Origin of the sequence: Duganella qianjiadongensis (assembly GCF_009857915.1) — a bacterium.
Lineage (GTDB): Bacteria > Pseudomonadota > Gammaproteobacteria > Burkholderiales > Burkholderiaceae_D > Rugamonas > Rugamonas qianjiadongensis.
Genome location: NZ_WWCM01000003.1, coordinates 249,820 through 266,305, shown reverse-complemented (window position 1 = coordinate 266,305; position 16,486 = coordinate 249,820). Strand labels below are relative to the sequence as shown.

Genomic DNA, 16,486 nt, shown 5'->3' with positions numbered 1-16,486 from the left:
CGATAAGCTGAGGCTTAAGGCAGCGCGTGACGATGGGCGGCCGAGTAATTGCCGGTCACATAGTGCTCAAGCTGGCGTTCGATGTCGGTCAGCAGGCTGGAAGCACCAATACGGAACAGATGCGGCTGCAGCCATTCGTTGCCCAGTTCTTCTTTCATCAGCGTCAGGTATTGCAGCGCGGCCTTGGCCGTGCTCACGCCACCGGCGGGCTTGTAGCCGATCTTGAAGCCGGTCTGCTCGTGGTATTCGCGGATCGCGCGCACCATGGTCAGCGACACGGGAATGGTAGCGTTGACAGGTTCCTTGCCGGTCGAAGTCTTGATGAAATCGGCACCGGCCATCATGCACACCCACGAAGCTTTCGCCACGTTTTCCAGCGTGACCAGTTCACCCGTCGCCAGAATGGCTTTCACGTGGGCTTCGCCGCAGGCTTTGCGGTAGGCCAGCATTTCGTCGTACAGCGCCTGCCAGTTCCCCGTCAGCACGTGCTGGCGGGTGATGACGATATCGATTTCGGTGGCGCCTGCGGCCACCGACAGTTCGATTTCGCGCACCTTGGTTTCCATGCTGGTCAGGCCAGCCGGGAAGCCGGTCGACACGGCAGCAATCGGCAGACGGCCCTGCAGCACCTGCACGGCCGGTTTGATCATCTCGTGGTAGACGCAGACGGCGCCGGTGGCCAGCGGAGTGTCCTGCAGGCCCATGGCTTCCACCAGATCGCTGCGCAGCGGACGCATGGCTTTCATGCACAGGCGCTCCACACGGCCCGGCGTATCGTCGCCGGACAGGGTAGTCAGGTCGATCAGGCCGATGGCCTTGATCAGCCATGCTGCCTGATATTCCTTCTTCACCGTGCGGCGATTGGCCAGACTGGCGGCGCGACGATCCGCCGCACTCTTGTTGATATGGATGTGATTGATCCAGCCCAGATCGAGGGGGACCGCTTCGTTGCGCTTGAAGTCGGAGATGATGGTCATAACAGATTGCTTCCGTTGGAAAGTGGTTTGACGCCGAGGTGGTGAGCCAGAGTCTGGCCGATGTCGGAGAAGGATTCGGAAATCGGCAGTGCCTGCGGCTTCACCTGCGGGCCGAAGAAAATCATCGGAATGTGCTCACGCGTGTGGTCGGAGCCGGGCCAGGTCGGGTCGCAGCCATGGTCGGCGGTCAGCACTACCAGATCGCCCTCTTTCAGACCGGCGATGAATTCCGGCAGACGCGCATCCATGTCACGCAGCGCCTGGGCATAGCCGTTCACATCGCGGCGGTGACCGTATGCCTGATCGAAATCGACAAAATTCACGAACGTCAGCGACTTGTCGCCCGCTTCCTGCTGCACTTTCAGCAGTGCGTCGAACAGCGCCATATTGTCCTTGCCCTTCACCACGCGCGACACGCCCTGCGCCGCGAAGATATCGCTGATCTTGCCCAGCGCGATGACTTCGCCGCCGTCATTCTTGACGTGATCGAGCAGCGTCGGCGCCGGCGGCGCTACCGCGTAGTCGTGACGGTTGGTGGTGCGGGTGTAGTTGCCGTTCGCACCGAGGAATGGGCGGGCAATCACGCGGCCGATGTTGTAAGGCTCTACCAGCTTGAAGGCGATTTCGCACAGCTCGTACAGGCGCTCCAGCCCGAATGATTCCTCGTGCGCGGCAATCTGCAGCACCGAATCGGCCGAGGTGTAGATGATAGGTTTGCCGGAAGCGACGTGTTCGTCGCCATGCTTGTTGATGATTTCCGTGCCCGAGGCGTGGCAGTCGCCGAGGAAGCCCGGCACCTTGCCCAGTTCCTGCAGCTTGGCGGTCAGCTCGGCCGGGAAGGATGGCACGGTTTTGGGGAAATAGCCCCAGTCGAATTCCACCGGCACACCGGCGATTTCCCAGTGACCGGACTGGGTGTCCTTGCCGGTCGAGCGTTCGCGTGCGGCGCCATAGGCTGCCGTGAAACCCTCGCGCTGGGTAAAGCCTGCCGCCCACTCGCCGCTGGCCAGTTGTGCCGCAGCCGACAGGCCGAGTTTTTCCAGCGTGGGCAGAGCCAGCGGCTGGCCGCCAGCAGCGATGCGCTCGGCGATGTGGCCGAAAGTGTTGGCGCCCGCGTCGTTGTATTGCGCTGCGTCCGGCGTGGCGCCCAGACCGAAGGAATCCAGCAGCAGAATAAATGCGCGTTTCATGTTTTCCAGCTCCTCAAATGCAAAGGGGCGGACTAGCCGCCCCTCGGGGTTGTTACGCCTGCTGCGTTTTGGCGACGTTGGCCAGGAAGGCCAGAATCACGTCGATCAGCGAGGTCGCTGCCACGGCAGCATATTTCAGCGTCTGTTCATGCGACAGCGGGAACGGCGACAGGCCTTCGGCCAGATTGGTGATGGCCGACACGCCCACCACTTTCAGGCCGCAATGACGGGCCGACACCACTTCCGGCACCACCGACATACCGACCACGTCGGCACCCAGCGTCTTGAAGGCGCGGATTTCGGCCGGGGTTTCGAAGTTAGGACCGGCGTAGGCGATGTACACGCCATCGTGCAGCGGCACGTTCTTCTCCTGGGCCGAAGCGTGCAGCAGTGCGCGCAGGTCGGCATCGTAGGCATTGGCCATGCTGAAGAAGCGCGGGCCGAAGCGCTCGTCGTTCGGGCCCATCATCGGGGTGCCCGGCAGGAAGTTGATATGGTCGGTCAGCGCTACCAGCGAACCGGCATCCACTTCCGTGCGCAGCGAACCGGCCGCATTGGTCACGAACAGCATTTCGCAGCCCAGCAGCTTGATAGTGCGCACGGCGCTGGTCATCACGCCCAGGCCGTAGCCTTCGTAAACGTGGCCGCGGCCTTTCATGCACACCACATCGACGCCGGCCAGCGTGCCGATCACCAGTTCACCGGCGTGGCCGTGTACGGTGCTGATCGGGAAGCCCGGCAGTTCGTCGTAGCTGATGGTGACAGGATTGCTCATCTGTTCGGCCAAGACACCCAGACCGGAGCCCAGAATCAGGGCAACGCGTGGTTTGAAACCGGCAGGAAGACCGGCACTAATGCGGGCACGAATAATGTCAGCAGCCTGGAATGGGGAATTGTTCGACATGAAGATCCTCTAGTTTTAGGAAAGCCCGCGCGCGGGGCACAGCATGGGACTAAAGCCGACACTATGCATCATCGTGCATATGTATGGCAAATACCATTTTTCTTGCACATTTATATGAATTCAATATAAATCGAGAGTATTATGAACAACAGTAAAGCACGCCACCATGCCGGATTGACGCCAACCAGACAAATGTTTAAACTTGCAAACAATTGTTTTATGATGTTTTATCGCCCCCACGCCAGTCCAGCCCCAGACCGCCATGTCCGACGCCTCTAAAAAAGACCAGTTATATCAGCTGATCCGCGCCAATCCCTTCATTTCGCAGCAGGATCTGGCGGTGGAACTGCGCCTGTCCCGTTCCGCTGTTGCTGGCCACATCGCCAGCCTGATCCGCGAACGCCGCCTGCTGGGGCGCGCCTACGTGCTGCCCGATAAGCGCCCTGTACTATGTATAGGCGCTGCCAATCTGGACCGCAAGCTGCGCAGCATCGCCCAGCTTCAGCATGGCACGTCGAATCCGGCCACGGCGGAAGAAGTGCATGGCGGCGTGGCCCGCAATATCGCGGAAAATCTGGCCCGCCTCAACCTGCCCGCCGCCCTGCTCACCGCCTTCGGCGACGACGCCGCCGGCCGCACCCTGCAGGATCAGGCCGAGCAGGCCGGCATCGACACACGCGGCAGCCTGAAACTGGCCGACACCGCCAGCGGCACCTACACTGCCATCCTCGACGAGCGCGGCGAGCTGGTACTGGCGCTGGCCGACATGGCCCTGTACGACCGCATCACGCCGGAATTCCTCGCCAGCCGCCAGCCGCTGCGCGCCTCCGCCGCCATGACGGTGATAGACCTGAACCTGCCGCAGGCCAGCGTGGCCCTGCTGCTGGAAAGCGCACGCGCCGACAACGTCCCGCTGATCATCATCGCCGTCTCGCAACCGAAGATGACCCACCTGCCGGCCGACCTGCGCGGCCTGCGCCTGCTGATACTCAATCGCGGCGAACTGGAAACCCGCGTGGGCCGCGCCCTGCCGACGGAAGCCGATGTGCGTGCCGCCTGCCACAGCGTGCAGGCCGAAGGCGCACAGGACCTGATCGTGACCTGTGGCAGCCATGGCGTCTACCACACGCGCGGGACAGAGCTGGTCTGGCTGCCGGCCCATCAGGTAGAAGTGGTCGACGTTACCGGCGCTGGCGACGCATTTTCCGCCGCCGTGTGCTGGTCGCTGTATCAGGGCAGCCAGGATCTGACGCTGGCCTGTCGCCGCGGCCTGAAAGTGGCGGCCATGACGCTGGAGACGCAGGACACGGTATCGCCCATGCTGGCTGCCGATGTGCTCTACGAGATCCACGATTTCGATCTATCGGCGGACTACCATCCGCCGCTCTTCCCCCAACAGACTTAAACGGTAAGGAATCCCCATGCAGCAGTTTCTGCTCTATTCGCCGGAAGTGGCCGCCGCCCGCGCCGCCGGCAAAGCCATCGTGGCACTGGAATCGACCATTATTTCGCACGGCATGCCGTATCCGCAGAATGTGCAGATGGCGCGCGAAGTGGAACAGATCATCCGCGACGCCGGCGCCGTACCGGCCACCATCGCCATCATCGACGGCAAGATCTGCATCGGCCTGTCCGAACCGCAGCTGGAATTGCTGGGCACTTCGCCCGACGCCATGAAAGTCAGCCGGCGCGACCTGCCCTTCGTGCTGGCGCAGCGCAAGCTGGGCGCCACCACCGTGGCTGCCACCATGATCTGCGCCGAACTGGCCGGCATCAGCGTGTTCGTTACGGGCGGCATAGGCGGCGTGCACCGCGGCGCCGAAACCAGCTTCGACATTTCTGCCGACCTGCAGGAACTGGCCCGCACTTCGGTGGCCGTGGTGTGCGCCGGCGTCAAATCCATTCTCGACATCGGCCTCACGCTGGAATATCTGGAAACCTACGGCGTGCCGGTGGTGAGCGTAGGCCAGCGCGGCTTCCCCGCCTTCTTCACGCGCGAGAGCGGCTTCAATGCCGACTTCCAGCTCGACACGCCCGCCCAGCAGGCTGCCTTCATCCACACCAAGTGGCAGCTGGGTCTGAAAGGCGGCGTGGTGGTCAGCAATCCCGTGCCGGCCAGCGAGGCGATGCCGAAAGCCGAGATCGACGCCATCACGGAGCAGGCTTTGCAGGAAGCCGGTGCGCAGGGCATTACGGGCAAACAGGTCACGCCTTTCCTGCTTAGCCGCATCAAGCAGCTGACCGATGGCCGCAGCCTCGCCACCAATATTGCGCTGGTCAAGAACAATGCCCGCTGTGGCGCGGCACTGGCACTGGCACTGGCCATGCACGCGCAGCAGAACTAAGCAGAGCGCCAGGGTACAGAGAGAACAGCATTCCGGCAGCAACCATTACAGGCAGTCAGCGTCATGTCCATCGATCTCAAGCAACTCAAGTATTTCCTCGCTGTGGCGGAAGAAAAGAGCTTTAGCCGTGCCGCCGAACGTCTGCACATTTCGCAGCCGCCGCTAAGCCAGCAGATCATGAAGCTGGAGAGTGAATTAGGCGTGAAGCTGTTTGCCCGCACCACCCGTACCTTCGAACTGACGGTGGCCGGCAAGGCGCTGATGCAGGAAGCCACCGACCTGCTGGCCAAGATGCGCATGACGGTGGACACTATCCGCCAGATCGACCGCGGCGAGGTAGGCCGTCTGCGGGTGGGCATCGTCGGTTCCGCCATGTGGGGGCCGATTCCCAGCCTGCTGGAAGAATTCCAGACCAAGTACCCGCGCGTGACGTGGACCATCCACGAATTGGGCCCCACCCTGCAGTACGAAGCGCTGCGCGCCAAACAGGTGGACGTGGGCTTCTGGCGCGAACCGCGCCTCGATGAAGAAGACCTGAAGCGCGACAATCTGCGTCAGGAACTGTGCTTCCGCGAAGACGTGTGCGTGGCGATTAACGAACACCATCCGCTGGCCAAGGAAGAAGCCATAGAACTGAGCGACATCGCCGAAGAGCCCATGCTGACGCTGGCGCTCGACAAGTCCTCATTCCCGCGCTATCTGATCCAGTGCTGCGTCAAGGCGGGCTTCCAGCCGACGATTTTTCAGGAAGCGTCCGAGCCGCAGACCCTGCTGGCCATGGTAGGCGCCGGGCTGGGCGTGGCGCTGATGCCGGAAACCACCAGCCGCATCGGCTGGCCCGGCGTGGTGTTCGTGCCGATCCGCAGCAATCCGCCTTCGGCCAATCTGTACATCACCTACACCACGCTGGACGATGCGCCGGTGGTGCGGGCTTTCCTCAACATCCTCAATCCGCCCGCGGCCTGAACACCCGGCCAAGCAAGGATCAGTGGGTAACGCCGCCGGCTTCGCGCATGTCGACGTCGTAGGCCAGCGTGGTGCGCACGGCAATGCGCAGGCCTTCTATCATGTCGTCCAGCTTCATGCTGGCCGCGCCCGGATGGGCAGCTGCCTGCTGCGGCAGATAAGGGATGTGGATGAAACCGGCGCGCATGGTAGTGCCCCATTCGTGCGCCTGATGCATCAGGCTATAGAACACGTGATTGCACACATAGGTGCCGGCCGTGTGCGATACGGAAGATGGCAGGCCCGCTTCACGGATCGCATGCACGATGGCCTTGATCGGCAACGTAGAAAAATAGGCTGCGGGACCATCCTTGACGATGGGCTGGTCGACAATCTGGCGTTTCTTGTTATCGGCGATAGGCGCATCGTCGATGTTGATGGCAATACGCTCCACCGACATGTCGACGCGGCCACCGGCCTGCCCTACCCCGATCACGATACTGGGCTGCAGCTCTTCGATTGCATGGTGCAGCAAGCGCGCCGAACTGCCGAACACGCACGGCAGCTGACGCGCATGCACGACAAAGTCGCCCTCGCGCCAGCCCTGCAAGGCCCGTACAGCTTCCCACGAGGGATTGATCTTCTCCTGATTGAATGGCTCGAAGCCCGTCAATAGTATTATTTTTTCCATCTTGTTCAACTCCGCGATAAGCGGGGCGGTACTGATTCCTGCAGCACAGGCCCGATGCTGCGCTACTCTACTCCAATCCGGCCTCGTTCAGAGATTCATCAGAAAATAAAGAAGTGCAATATTTGCAAGCAGCAGAGGCAGCGCCGTGCCGATCTGGGCGCGGATCACGGCATTCTTGTCGGGCAGCTCCAGCAAGGCCGCCGGCACGATATTGAAATTGGCCGCCATCGGCGTCATCAGGGTGCCGCAGTAGGCGCTGAACATGCCGATGGCCGCCATCACGGCCGGATTGGCGTGATACACCCCCACCAGAACCGGAATGCCGACGCCGCCGGCGATCACGGGAAACGCCGCAAAGCCATTGCCCATGATGATGGTGAACAGCGCCATGCCGATGCAGTACACCGCCACCGCCACCAGCCGGATATCGAGATTGATATACGACGTCACCACGTGCGCCACCGCCTTGCCCATGCCCGCCTCGGTGAACAGCAGGCCCAGTACGGCCAGCATGTGCGGCAGCACCAGTGCCCAGCCCAGATGATCCATCAGACGGCGCGATTCGCGCAGCGCCTGCATGGGCGTGGCGCGGGTCAGCCAGCAGGCAGTGACCACCGCCAGCACCGAGCCGCAACCCAGACTGACCAGCGTGAGGTTTTTCGGATCCAGCAGCAGTGCTGCGCCGACCTGCACATCCTTCAGCAGGGTGGAACCTATCATGGTGGTGACGGGAATCAGCAGTGCCGGTATCAGCAGGCGGTGCCCCAGCCGCTGCGCACTGTCCTGGCGCTGTTCCGCCGTGCGTTCGCTGTGCCGCCCCAGCGCCACGCCGCCAAAACCGGCCAGCAGCGCCATCAGCACCATTATCAGCCCCGTCACGGCAGGCGGTATCTGCTCGCCGGCCAGATAGATCGCCGCATACAGCGCCCAGAACAGCGCGCTGCTGTAGCGTTTGGGGTTGTGCCGGTCGAGCAGCGCCATCACGGCGGCCGCGAGCAGCAGCAGGCCGACGAGAACAATAAACCAGTCCAGTCTGACGATCATGGCTGGCCCTCTGCGCGCTGCATGGCCCGGGCAATTTCCGCATCGAGCCGGTGCAGCCGCCACGAGTGAATCAGGAAGGCTGTCACTGCCGTGGGTATGCCCCACATGGCCACATGCAGCGGATCGACTTCCAGTCCTTCCCCGCGCAGTATGGTCTGCATCAGCACGATGGCACCGAAGGCCACGAACACGTCCTCGCCGAAGAACAGGCCGACGTTGTCGGTGGCAGCCGCCATGGCGCGGATACGGTGGCGCAGTTCATCCGTCAGCGCCGGATAGCGCACTTCGGCGGCGCCCTGCGCCATCGGCGCCACCAGCGGCCGCACCATATTCGGATGGCCGCCAAGGCTGGTCAGGCCGAAGGCTGCACTCAGTTCGCGGATCGCCAGATACACGATCAGCAGCCGCCCCGTGGTGGCGGAACGGATGCGCGCGATCGAGGCCTGCGCATGTTCCTTCAGACCGTAGCGCTCCAGCAGACCGATGGCGGCCAGCGGCAGCAGCAGGATCAGCGGCAGATTGCGGGTTTTGACAAAAGCTTTACCCAGCGTCTCTAGCAGCTGATGCACCGGCATGGACGCGGCCAGCCCCGTCACCGCACAGGCGGCAATCACCACCAGCACCGGATGGGCACGCAGAGCAAAGCCCAGAATAATGACGGCCACGCCTAACAGTGGCCACAGATTGACGACAGTTTGTTGCAAGAGCGGCTCCCCGGATGGAAAAAATCCCCGCCACCTTGCGGTGGGCGGGGATCGCTAGCATAAGCCAGTTTGCGGCCGGTTTAAAGCCGCAGTGCAATATAAGCCAGTCGCTTAGAAGTTGACCTTGAAGGTCGCGCCTATGGTGCGTGGCTCGTTCAGCATGCCGGTCAGGTTGTCGAAGTCGATCGCGCCGATGATCACACGTTTATCGGTGATGTTACGGGCGAAGGCTGCCACTTCGTATTTGCTCCATTTGTAGCCCACGCGTGCGCCACCTTCCGCCAGAGGCTTGGCCTTGTATTCAGGCGCTTCGTACAGGAAGAAGTTGTAGCTGCTGCGGTAGGTCCAGTCGGTGTAGGCATAGAATTCGCCATTGCCGATTTCGGTGCTGTACTTCAGGGTGAAGTTCAGCTGGGTCTTCGGCGCGCGTGGCAGCGGGTTGCCGTCGATCTTGGAAGTACCGGCGAACGGACCGGCCGCATTGGTCGGGGTGCAGCCATAAGGATTCGGCGCCGTGTTACCCAGATTACCGCAGTACTGGACGAACAGGTTCTTATCCTTGATTTCGGTATCGTTGTAGCTGCCGCCCAGCGTGGCGCTGAAACCGCTACCGAGGTTAGCCTGGAAGTCCACTTCCACACCCTGGCCGGTGACTTTGTCAGCGTTGATCAGCTGGTTCATATTGATACCGCCGCTACCTGCCGTCAGCTGCTTGTCTTTCACCGTGTACTGGAATACCGACGCGCTCAGACGGGCACGTTTTTCAAACAGATCCTGCTTGATACCGGCTTCGAACGACAGGGCTTTCTCGGCACCGGCGAACGATGGCTTGTCACCCAGACCATTCAGACGGCCCTGCATGGAAGGAGCACGATAACCGGTAGCGACACGGCCGAACAGATTGGTAGTCTTATCCAGCTCGTAGGTACCGCTCAGATCCCAGCTCAGATTGTGCGAAGTATTGTTGATATTGAACGGGCCAGCAATCTTCGGTGGCTCTACGCGCATCGCCGAGAACTCTTTTTTGTCGCTGGTGTAGCGCACACCGCCACGCAGCTTGAACTGGTCGCTCACGGTGTAGTTCAGCGAGCCGAAAGCAGCCCACGATTTGGCATCCTGGAACTGCTGGGCGTACTGAGGATTCTGCGGATTACCCGGCGCAAAAGTGTTGAAGCTGATCGAATCGATCTGGATGTTCTCGTTGAAGAAGAACAGACCACCGATCCATTGCAGCGGGCCCTTGTAGTTGGACTCGGCGCGCAGCTCTTGCGAGAACTGCTTGTGGTTAGGCAGCAGGTCGGCCGTTTCAACCGCAAACGGGATATAGCCAGGACCGTATGGCGGCGCGTAGGAAGCACCGTAGCCGCCATCGACGTCGGCGCGGCTGTTGAACTTCAGCGTTTCATAGCCGGTGATCGAATGCAGGGTGATGTCGTCCAGATTGTATTTCAGACGGATGTTGCCGCCTTTGGTGCTCAGACGCTGGTAGTTAACCCCGTCGCTAGGATAGGAAGCATAGTCGAAACCGTCGACCAGATCATTGGTACCCTTCTTGATGATATTGGCGCGGAACAGCGTGGCGCTGCCATGGTAGTCGCGCTCATGGTAGTTCAGCAGCGCGCTGAAGTCCTTGTTCGGCTGGATCAGGGCTTGCAGACGGAAGGCGTTGTCGCCATAGCCTTCGAAATCTTTGGTGCCGGTGTTCGGATTCGGGTTGGTGTTATGTACCCGGTTGTCACGGTGCTGGGTGGTGCCCGAGAAGCGCAGCGCCACGGTATCGCTGACCGGAATATTAAACGCGCCTTCAGCCGTTTTGGCCGAGTAGTTACCGATGCCCAGCGTCAGATAGCCTTCCTGACGGAACACAGGCTTGGCCGAATCGAACTTGATAACGCCGGCTGGCGAGTTACGGCCGAACAGCGTGCCCTGCGGGCCGCGCAGCACTTCCACCTGATCCACGTCGAATACAGGGAAGCCTTTCAGCATGGCGTTTTCCTGCACGATGTCGTCCATCACCAGACCGACCGGCTGCGAAGCGTTCAGGTCGAAGTCGGTGTTACCCAGACCGCGGATGTAGAAACGCGGGAAGGTACGGCCATAGTCCGATTCCACGTTGACCGACGGCGAACGGCCGGCCAGGAAGCGGATGTCGGCAGCGCCCGAAGTAAGCACGTCGAGTTTGTCGCCTTTCAGGGTGGCGATCGACATCGGCACGTCTTTGATGTTTTCAGCGCGGCGCTGGGCCGTCACGATCACGGTTTCCAGCTGGCCCTTGCTGGCCGAATCGGCGCTGCTGGCCTGGTCGGCTGCGTCCGTGCCTTCGGCCGCGTAGGCCAGCGGGAAAGCACTCGCCACGGCCAGCGCGATCAGCGTACGGGCGGCGAAAACACTATTTTTTTTGTTCATCGGTGGGACTCCTTCAAGTGTGTGTACTGGCATTTATATGCAAGTTGCCAGTCACTCTAGCACGGAAAAAAATGTCATAAATCTACTTTTCCGCTCTTCAGATTCATATCAAAAAAATATAAATAACCAAGAAAAAATGAATTTGTCGTACATATCCGCCCTCATGCATAGTTATGGATGGCCATAAAATCAGGCAGTTAGCAGGTCCCGGAGAGCGTTTCCATAGTGCTGGAATGCAGCATGGGGCTGATGGCAAACTTAGCCAAATGGCATGAAATTTGTCCGGACGGACAAAAAAGCAACAACTTAAAAATTTTTAATTCGGCGCGCATTGTTGCTGCAATGCGACAAAGAGCAGCATCCGCTGGTAATTGCAAGCAAGAAAGAGTTGGATTTTTATTCAATCAGCGGCGCTGAAACATTGTCGAAAACTCAATGTGGCGCGCTGAAGTTAGCGGCAAGAACCGCACCGTTACAGGGCAAACGGCGAAAAAACGGCCATTTGCAGCGATAAACCGGCACCAAATTACATGTTTCGTCAAATAAAAATATACAATATCGATCTTCCAGGAGCCCATTTATGAAACTTTCACAACTCGGTTTGACCGTGGCCGCACTGTTCGTGGCAGCCAGCGCGTCTGCAGCAGATCCTAAGCTGGGCATCGTGTATGACGCCGGCGGCAAGTTCGATAAATCGTTCAATCAGTCCGCATTCGAAGGCGCTACCCGCTTCTCGAAGGAAACCAATATCAAATTCATCGAGGTACAAGCCTCCAGCGATACCCAGGCCGAACAGGTGCTGCGCGGTCTGGCCCGCAAAAACCTCGACCTGATCGCCTCCATCGGCTTTGCCCAGCAGGCAGCCGTGCAGAAGGTCGCCAAGGAATTCCCTAAAGTCCGCTTCGTGCTGATCGACGGCGTGGCGCAAGGCGCCAACGTGGAATCCATCACCTTCAAGGAAGAAGAAGGTTCGTATCTGGTGGGCGTGGCTGCTGCCATGGCATCCAAATCGAAAAAAATCGGCTTCGTCGGCGGTGTCGATATTCCCCTGATCCGCACTTTCGCCTGCGGCTATGCGCAGGGCGCCAAAGCCGTCAACGCCAAGGTCGACGTGACCTCGAATATGGTGGGCACCAGCGCCCAGGCCTGGAACGATCCGGGCAAAGGCGGCGAACTGGCGCGTTCGCAGTTTGACCGCGGTGTGGACGTGGTGTTTGCCGTGGCCGGCGGCTCCGGTCTGGGCACCCTGCAGACGGCCAAGGAAAAAGGCAAGCTGGCGATCGGCGTGGACTCCAACCAGAACGGCCTGTATCCGGGCACCATGCTCACTTCCATGGTCAAGCACGTGGACGTGGCTGTGTACGACGCCTTCATGCAGATGAAGAACGGTACGTGGAAAGCCGGCGTGAACGCCAAGGGCCTGAAAGAAGGCGGCGTGGACTGGGCGCTGGACGAAAACAACCGCAAGCTGATTACGCCGGAAATCGAAAAGCGCGTGCTGGGTGCACGCAAGGACATCATCGACGGCAAGGTCAAAGTAATCGATATCCGTTCGGGCGCGTCCTGCCCGGTTTAACCCTGATCTGACATGAAGCGCGCCGCCGGAGAAACTCTCCGGCGGCGCGTTTTACCGTTTAGCGTTTTAGCTTTTTACATAACCCCCGAAAACCATCCTATGCAGCCAGCAGTAGAATTTCGCGGCATCTCCAAGCACTTCGGAGCGGTCAAAGCGAACACGGACGTCAGCTTCACCATCGCCAAGGGTTCCATCCATGGCCTGGTAGGCGAGAACGGCGCCGGCAAATCGACTCTGATGAGCATCCTGTACGGCTACTACCGTGCCGACAGTGGCGACATCCTGCTCGACGGTCAGGTACGCCGCATTCACAACAGTCAGGAGGCCATCAGCCTCGGCATCGGCATGGTGCACCAGCACTTCATGCTGGTCGAGAACATGACGGTGCTCGACAACGTCATGCTGGGCACCGAAGGCGGCTTCCAGCTGAATCAGCACCGTGCCCGCGTAGAGCAGGAATTGCGCGAGATCTGCCAGCGCTACCGGCTCGACGTCGACCCGCTGGCCACCATCCACGACCTGTCCGTGGGTGCGCAGCAGCGCGTGGAAATACTCAAGCAGATCTACCGCAGCGCCAACATCCTGATTCTGGACGAGCCGACGGCCGTACTGACGGCGCAGGAAACCGCATCGCTGTTCGAGATTCTGCGCCTGTTCAAGGAACAGGGTAAGACCATCATCCTGATCACCCACAAGCTGCAGGAAATCCTCGACATCACCGACACCGTCACCGTGATGCGTGCTGGCCGCGTGATCGGCGCCGTGCCGACTGCCGGCACTACCAAAGAAGATCTGGCCAACATGATGGTGGGCCGTCCGATCGAGAACAACCTGCCGCGCAAACCGTACCAGCCCGGTGCACCGGTGCTGCAGGTGCAGAACCTGCAACTGCTCGACGAGCAGGGCGTGAAGCTGCTGGCCGATATCGGCTTTACTCTGCGCGCCGGCGAAATCGTCGCCATCGCCGGGGTGTCCGGCAATGGCCAGAGCGAACTGATGGAAATCCTGTCCGGCATGCGTCTGCCCTCCTCGGGCCAGCTGGACTTGCTCGGTCAGGCCCTGCCCTTCGCGGGCCGCAGCAATGCCGATGGCCTGCCGCGCATCTTCCGCGATCTGGGCATCGCCCACGTGCCGGAAGACCGCCTGCGCGATGGCGTGATCAAGGCCTTCTCGGTCATGCACAACACCATCTTCGGCTATCAGGACAAACTGAAGAACCGCTGGGGCCTGCTCGACTTCAAGGCTATTGCCAGCCGCTGCGCCGAGCTGATGAAAAACTTCGACGTGCGTCCGAATAACCACGATCTGCGTATCGGCCTGCTCTCGGGCGGCAACCAGCAGAAGGTGGTGATTGCGCGCGAAGTGCTGGCCCAGCCCAAGCTGATGCTGGTGGGCCAGCCTACCCGTGGCGTCGATATCGGCACCATCGAAAGCATCCACACCCAGCTGCTCAAGCTGCGCGATGAAGGCGTGGCGATCCTGCTGGTGTCGGTGGAACTGGAAGAAGTGCGTGCGCTGGCAGACCGGATACTGGTCATGTGCGGCGGCCGCATTACGGGCGAACTGAAAATAGAAGAATTCGATACCACCCGCATCGGTCTGCTGATGGGGGGCGAGCACAAATCATGAATAAAGACTTGCCACGCTGGGCCACTGCCTTCGTTATGCCCTTACTGAACCTGCTGTCGGCACTGCTGGTGACGGCACTGGTAATCCACATGCTGGGCGAAAGCCCGACCGAATCGCTGCAGATTCTGATCAACAGCGCCGTGATCAATCCGGAAGGCCTGAGCTACACGCTGTTCTACGCCTCCACCTTTATCTTCACCGGTCTGGCCGTGTCGATCGCCATGCAGGCCGGCCTGTTCAACATCGGTGCCGAAGGCCAGATGTATATCGGCGGCCTCGGTCTGGCCTGGGCCATGCTGGCTTTCGACAGCACGCTGCCGGGCTGGATGCTGATACCACTGGGCGTGCTGGGCGCCGCGCTGTTCGGCGCGCTGTGGTCCTTCCTGCCCGGCTATCTGCAGGCCAAGCGGGGCAGCCACGTGGTGGTCACCACCATCATGTTCAACTTCATCGCTTCCCAGCTGATGAACTTCCTGATCGTGAAATACATGATACCGGCCGGCGAGCAGAATCCTGCCAGCCGCGCCTTTGCCGCCGCGGCCGAAATGCCGCGCCTGAACCAGTGGTTCCCTGTGCTGGGCGAAACCCCGCTCAACATCAGCTTCTTCCTCGCCCTGTTCGCGCTGCTGATATATGGCGTGGTAGTGAGCCGTTCGGCCTGGGGCTTCAAGCTGCGCGCCACCGGCCTCAATCCGCACGCAGCCCACTATGCCGGCATCCGCATCAGCAAGATGATCATCATCGTGATGCTGATTTCGGGTGCGCTGGCCGGCCTCGGTTCGGTCAACTCCATCATGGGCTCGACCCACTACCTGTCGCTCAACTTCGTTGGTGGCGCCGGCTTTATCGGCATCGCCATTGCCCTGATGGGCCGCCAGCATCCGGTCGGCATTCTCCTCTCGGCTGTGCTGTTCGGCGCACTCACCCAGGGCGGTTTCGATCTGTCGCTGGAAAAGCAGAACATCCCGCCCGAGATGGTGATACTGGTGCAGGGCCTGATCATTCTGTTCTGCGGTGCCATGGAAAACCTGTACGGTCCGGCCATCGCCAAAATGCTGAAACTGAAGAAGTGAGAACGATATGACTTTTGAAGATCTCCATATCGGCAGTATCCTCGTCTCCACCGTGCGTAATGCGCCGGTGCTGATTTTCGCCGGCATGGCCGGCCTGTTTGCCGAACGTTCGGGCGTAATCGACATCGGCCTCGAAGGCAAGATACTGGCCAGCGCCTTTGTCAGCGCCGCCGTCGCCTTCCTGACCCAGAACCCGTGGTACGGCGTCGCTGCCGGCATGCTGGTATCGCTGCTGCTGGCCACCCTGCAGGGCTATGTGGCAATTACCCAGAAAGGCAACCAGCTGGTGGCCGGCATCGCCATCAACATCGCCATGAGCGGGCTGACCTTCGTGGTGGCGCAGTACCTGTTCCAGCAAGGCGGCCGCACGCCCGATCTGGGCCAGGCCCGTCTGTTCGACGTGGTACTGCCCGGCACGGCCGCAGTAGAAAACATTCCCTTCATCGGCTGGCTGTACGCCCACCTGATCGGCGGTCATTCCGTGCTGGTGTATCTGGCGTTTGCGCTGGTACCGCTGGTGCACTGGGTGGTGTACCACAGCCGCTTCGGCCTGCGCCTGCGCGCCTGCGGCGAGAATCCGCATGCCGCCGATGCGGCCGGCATCAACGTCGAACGCCAGCGCTACATGGCCATGCTGATCGCCGGCATCCTGTGCTCGTTCTCGGGCGCCTACCTGTCGGTGGTGCAGAGCGGCTTCTTCCTGCGCGACATGTCGGCCGGCGCCGGCTATCTGGCGCTGACCGCCATGGTGTTCGGTAACTGGCGCCCGCTGCACACCTTCCTCGGCTGCCTGATGTTCGGCTTTTTCGGCGCCGTGCAGATCCAGATCGAAGGCGTGGAATTGCCCGTCATCGGCCGCATACCCGGCTCGCTGATCCAGATGATTCCTTACGTCGTCACCGTCATCGTGCTGGCCGGCCTGATGGCCAAATCGGTCGCGCCTAAAGCTCTGGGCACGCCGTTCGTCAAATCGCGCTAGGCGCATCCCGCGGGCAGGCCAGC

15 protein-coding genes are annotated in these 16,486 nt (G+C 60.8%); 8 read left to right on the top strand and 7 right to left on the bottom strand.

Annotation, left to right across the window (positions count from 1 at the left end):
- Positions 1-14: 14 nt before the first annotated feature.
- Genes deoC through xapA form a run of 3 tightly spaced genes read right to left on the bottom strand, consistent with a single transcriptional unit; the run spans position 15 to position 3,071 of the window.
- Positions 15-977, bottom strand: a complete 963-nt coding sequence (gene deoC, locus GTP27_RS06870; RefSeq protein WP_161038434.1) for a deoxyribose-phosphate aldolase — start codon at positions 975-977, stop codon at positions 15-17.
- Complete coding sequence (locus GTP27_RS06865; RefSeq protein WP_161038433.1) at positions 974-2,167, bottom strand: phosphopentomutase; 1,194 nt, start codon at positions 2,165-2,167, stop codon at positions 974-976. Before GTP27_RS06865 ends, deoC begins: the two co-directional genes overlap by 4 nt.
- Before the next feature lie 52 nt (positions 2,168-2,219).
- The gene (xapA, locus tag GTP27_RS06860; RefSeq protein ID WP_161038432.1) at positions 2,220-3,071 is read right to left on the bottom strand and encodes a xanthosine phosphorylase; all 852 of its coding nucleotides are present in this window, start codon (positions 3,069-3,071) and stop codon (positions 2,220-2,222) included.
- A 262-nt stretch (positions 3,072-3,333) separates the two neighbouring features.
- Here xapA and GTP27_RS06855 point away from each other — a divergent pair, with 262 nt between their 5' ends.
- The 3 genes from GTP27_RS06855 to GTP27_RS06845 all read left to right on the top strand — a co-directional run bounded on the left by GTP27_RS06855 (position 3,334) and on the right by GTP27_RS06845 (position 6,382).
- Entirely contained in the window at positions 3,334-4,476 is a 1,143-nt protein-coding gene (locus tag GTP27_RS06855) for a carbohydrate kinase (protein ID WP_161038431.1), read from the top strand.
- Between the two features lie 16 nt (positions 4,477-4,492).
- Positions 4,493-5,416, top strand: a complete 924-nt coding sequence (locus GTP27_RS06850) for a pseudouridine-5'-phosphate glycosidase (protein ID WP_161038430.1) — start codon at positions 4,493-4,495, stop codon at positions 5,414-5,416.
- A gap of 63 nt (positions 5,417-5,479) precedes the next feature.
- Positions 5,480-6,382, top strand: a complete 903-nt coding sequence (locus GTP27_RS06845; RefSeq protein WP_161038429.1) for a LysR family transcriptional regulator — start codon at positions 5,480-5,482, stop codon at positions 6,380-6,382.
- 19 nt (positions 6,383-6,401) lie between these two features.
- Here the strand turns inward: GTP27_RS06845 and pcp are convergent, their stop codons facing one another.
- From pcp to GTP27_RS06825, 4 genes are all read right to left on the bottom strand, one after another.
- Positions 6,402-7,052 carry a pyroglutamyl-peptidase I gene (pcp, locus tag GTP27_RS06840; protein WP_161038428.1) on the bottom strand — a complete coding sequence of 217 codons (651 nt, stop codon included), beginning with the start codon at positions 7,050-7,052 and terminating at the stop codon, positions 6,402-6,404.
- A gap of 87 nt (positions 7,053-7,139) precedes the next feature.
- Positions 7,140-8,096 (bottom strand): DUF979 domain-containing protein, encoded by a 957-nt coding sequence (locus GTP27_RS06835; RefSeq protein ID WP_161038427.1) that lies wholly within the window; start codon positions 8,094-8,096, stop codon positions 7,140-7,142.
- Positions 8,093-8,800 carry a DUF969 domain-containing protein gene (locus GTP27_RS06830; protein WP_161038426.1) on the bottom strand — a complete coding sequence of 236 codons (708 nt, stop codon included), beginning with the start codon at positions 8,798-8,800 and terminating at the stop codon, positions 8,093-8,095. The genes GTP27_RS06835 and GTP27_RS06830 overlap by 4 nt, the downstream gene beginning before the upstream one ends.
- Before the next feature lie 111 nt (positions 8,801-8,911).
- Positions 8,912-11,206, bottom strand: coding sequence for a TonB-dependent receptor (locus GTP27_RS06825; RefSeq protein ID WP_161038425.1), 2,295 nt, complete (start codon positions 11,204-11,206; stop codon positions 8,912-8,914).
- 240 nt (positions 11,207-11,446) lie between these two features.
- On the opposite strand from GTP27_RS06825, the gene GTP27_RS06820 reads away from it, so the two are divergent.
- From GTP27_RS06820 to GTP27_RS06800, 5 genes are all read left to right on the top strand, one after another.
- Positions 11,447-11,623: a hypothetical protein gene (locus tag GTP27_RS06820; protein WP_161038424.1), complete on the top strand. Its 177-nt coding sequence runs from the start codon at positions 11,447-11,449 to the stop codon at positions 11,621-11,623.
- Positions 11,624-11,786: 163 nt separating this feature from the next.
- The gene (locus GTP27_RS06815; RefSeq protein ID WP_161038423.1) at positions 11,787-12,782 is read left to right on the top strand and encodes a BMP family lipoprotein; all 996 of its coding nucleotides are present in this window, start codon (positions 11,787-11,789) and stop codon (positions 12,780-12,782) included.
- Positions 12,783-12,881: 99 nt separating this feature from the next.
- Positions 12,882-14,411: an ABC transporter ATP-binding protein gene (locus GTP27_RS06810; protein WP_161038422.1), complete on the top strand. Its 1,530-nt coding sequence runs from the start codon at positions 12,882-12,884 to the stop codon at positions 14,409-14,411.
- Positions 14,408-15,484, top strand: coding sequence for an ABC transporter permease (locus tag GTP27_RS06805; protein WP_229633478.1), 1,077 nt, complete (start codon positions 14,408-14,410; stop codon positions 15,482-15,484). The genes GTP27_RS06810 and GTP27_RS06805 overlap by 4 nt, the downstream gene beginning before the upstream one ends.
- 7 nt (positions 15,485-15,491) lie before the next feature.
- Positions 15,492-16,463 (top strand): ABC transporter permease, encoded by a 972-nt coding sequence (locus GTP27_RS06800; RefSeq protein ID WP_161038421.1) that lies wholly within the window; start codon positions 15,492-15,494, stop codon positions 16,461-16,463.
- Positions 16,464-16,486: the final 23 nt, after the last annotated feature.